The 2,757-nt window shown below is 59.2% G+C and carries 2 protein-coding genes; one reads left to right on the forward strand and one right to left on the reverse strand.

The genetic code is table 11. From position 1 onward, the window contains the following. A partial coding sequence (locus QNK41_RS22815) for an AIR synthase-related protein (RefSeq protein ID WP_319262133.1) occupies nucleotides 1–603 on the forward strand: 603 nt, incomplete at its 5' end. On the opposite strand, the gene QNK41_RS22820 is transcribed toward QNK41_RS22815, so the two are convergent. After that, nucleotides 600–2,757 (reverse strand): response regulator (locus tag QNK41_RS22820; protein ID WP_319262136.1); only part of this gene is annotated, 2,158 nt, incomplete at its 5' end. The genes QNK41_RS22815 and QNK41_RS22820 overlap by 4 nt on opposite strands.

Raw genomic sequence — 2,757 nt, forward strand, 5'->3', positions numbered from 1 at the left:
GGCATGATGGCCGGCACGATTGCCCGCAAGGACCTGATCCAAAAACGACGGATGGCTCCCGGCGACCGCGTGCTGGTGACCAAGGGCGTTGCCGTGGAAGGCACCGCCATCATTGCTGCAGAGTTCAGGGACCGGCTTTTGGAAAAGGGAATGACTGCAGCCGAGATCGATGCCTGCAGCCGGTTTCAGTCCATGATCAGTATCCTGCCGGAAGCCCGGATTGCCTGGCGCGTCGGCGGGGTCTCCGCGCTTCACGATGTGACCGAGGGTGGGATTGCCACGGCCCTGACCGAGTTGAGCCAGGCCGGCGGCCGGGGAATGCGCATCCGGCGCGATATGTTGCCGGTTTATCCCCAGACACGACGAATGGGGGAGGTGCTGGGCATCGATCCATTGGGACTGATTGGATCCGGCAGCCTGCTCGTCTGCTGCCGGCCGGACCGTGTCGACCGGTTGCTGTCCGAATTGAAGCAAGCCGCTATCATGGCCACGGATATCGGGGTCGTCACAGAGGCCGGGCCCGGTATCGATGCCGTGGAAAAAGAGGCCCCGGTCGGTTGGCCGCATTTTGATGTGGACGAGATCACGCGGCTGTTTGGTTAATTCGACCCCAGCTCGGTTTTCACGGCCATGCCGATGCTCTCTATTGTATAGGGCTTTTTCAAATACTTGGAGGCGCCAAGGCGATTGGCTTCCCGGACGCGGTCGTTTTCGGAAAATCCGCTGGCGATGATTGTCTTCTGGCCCGGGGGGTTTTTGAGAATTTCCCGGGAGGTATCCAGACCGTCCATGCCTGGATCCATGATCATATCCAGAATCAGCAGGTCTGCCCGTCCGGTCTTCATGTATTCGACGGCTGCCTCGCCGCTGGGGACCGATGCCACGGTATAGCCCAGGCGGGTCAGGATGTGCGTGGCAATTTCCCGCTGATCCGGCATGTCATCCACGACCAGAATGGTTTCGCCGCAGCCTCGCAGCCCGTGCATGGAACGGTTTTCGATGTCGGCGTGGCGGGCTTCCCGGGTTGCCGGAAAATAGAGCGTGAATGTGGTTCCCCGGCCTTGGGTGCTCACTACATCGATATAGCCGTTGTGGTCCTTCACCGTTCCCCACACCACCGCCATGCCCAGGCCTGTGCCGCTCCTGCCCATGACCTTCTTCGAGTAAAAGGGTTCGAAAATCCGTTTCAGGTCATCGGGGGCGATGCCGCTGCCGTCATCGGTCACGGTCAGTACGGCATAGTCGCCTTCCTTGACCTCGTCGTAGCCCCGGATGGGGCGGTCCACGTATTGGTTACGGGTGGACAGGGATATGAATCCTTTGGCCGGCTCAGCCGCCTCGGCGGCATTGGAGACCAGGTTCATCACCGTTTTGGATATGTGGACGGGAGATCCTTTAACATCCATGAGGCGATCGTCCAGATCCGTATGGATGGCGACGCTGGGGTGATACTGTTTCAGTTTCTCAAGTTCCGGGGATTGCAGGTAGTCGCTGACGACTCGGTTGAGGTTGGTCACCCGGGACACAGCCACCCCCCGCCGGGCCAGGGTCAGCAGATCCTGGACGATTGCCGCTGCCCGCTTACCCGAGTTTTCGATGGTTCGGATGGGGCCGCGAAGGGGGCTCTCTTCGGGAAGGTCCATCAGGAGCAGTTCCGGGTAGCTGACCAGCCCGCTGAGAATGTTGTTCAGGTCATGGGCCACCCCGCCGGCCAGCAGGCCGAGGGCCTCCATCTTTTCCGAGCGGTGGAGCCGGTTTACCAGCGCCTGGTTGTCAACCGCCGCGGCACGACGGGCGGTCACATCTGTGAAGAATCCCAGATTGCAGCTGACACCGTCCAAGGTGACCGGGGTTGCCTTGATATCGAGATAAATAATCGAACCATCGCTGCACACGAATGGGATGTCCGATAATATTGATTCCCCGGTACCCATGGCCTGTTTTTCGAAAATGGCCAATCCCCGGCCCAGGCTTTTTTTGGGGTGGATATCCTCGACGGACATGGACGTGAGCGCCGCTTCCGAATAGCCCAGCATGCGGCAGATGGCCGGGTTGGCGTAGCGGAACCGTTTGGTGGCGACCTCGGCCACCAGGATGCCTTCACCAGCGCCATCGAAAAGATCGCGATAACGCTTTTCGGAATCCTTCAGGGCTTTGATGAGACCCGACACCTCCCTGTTTTTTCGTTCCAGGCCGGTCACCATGCTGTTGAATGTATCCACCACCTGGCCGATTTCATCCCTGCGTGAATTGGACAGGACAGAGTAGTCTCCCTCCGCCACCTGGCGGGTGGCGTTGGCCAGTCGCCTGAGCGGAAAACTGATCAGGTTGTTGACGACCACCAGCAGGACCAACCAGATGGCTGCCAGCAGCCCGAAGGTTCCGGTGTAGATAACGCGTCGTGCCATGGCCAGGGGGGCCTGGTAGTCCTTCTCATGAATATAGCCGACCACATACCAATCCCAGAAGGGGAAGTATAAATAGTGGGCCCGGACCGGATTGCCCCAGAGGGAGAGGTTGCGGATGTCCGCCCGTTTCTGTTTGATCAAAGGGAGATGGGGATCGACATCCGCCAGATTTTCGGACGCCTCCAGGATGCGGCCATCTCCGCTGACCACCATCATGTCAATGTCCTTAAAACGGCTGTTGATCGCTTTGATTTCCTTGGCGGCCTCCATTTTCAGGGCGGCGTTCATCTCCCGGTCATCTTCCAGCCGTAGATCCAGCAGATAGTTGAGATGGGTTTCACAAATCTGG

This window comes from Desulfosarcina sp. (assembly GCF_033791525.1).
Classification (GTDB): Bacteria; Desulfobacterota; Desulfobacteria; order Desulfobacterales; family Desulfosarcinaceae; genus Desulfosarcina.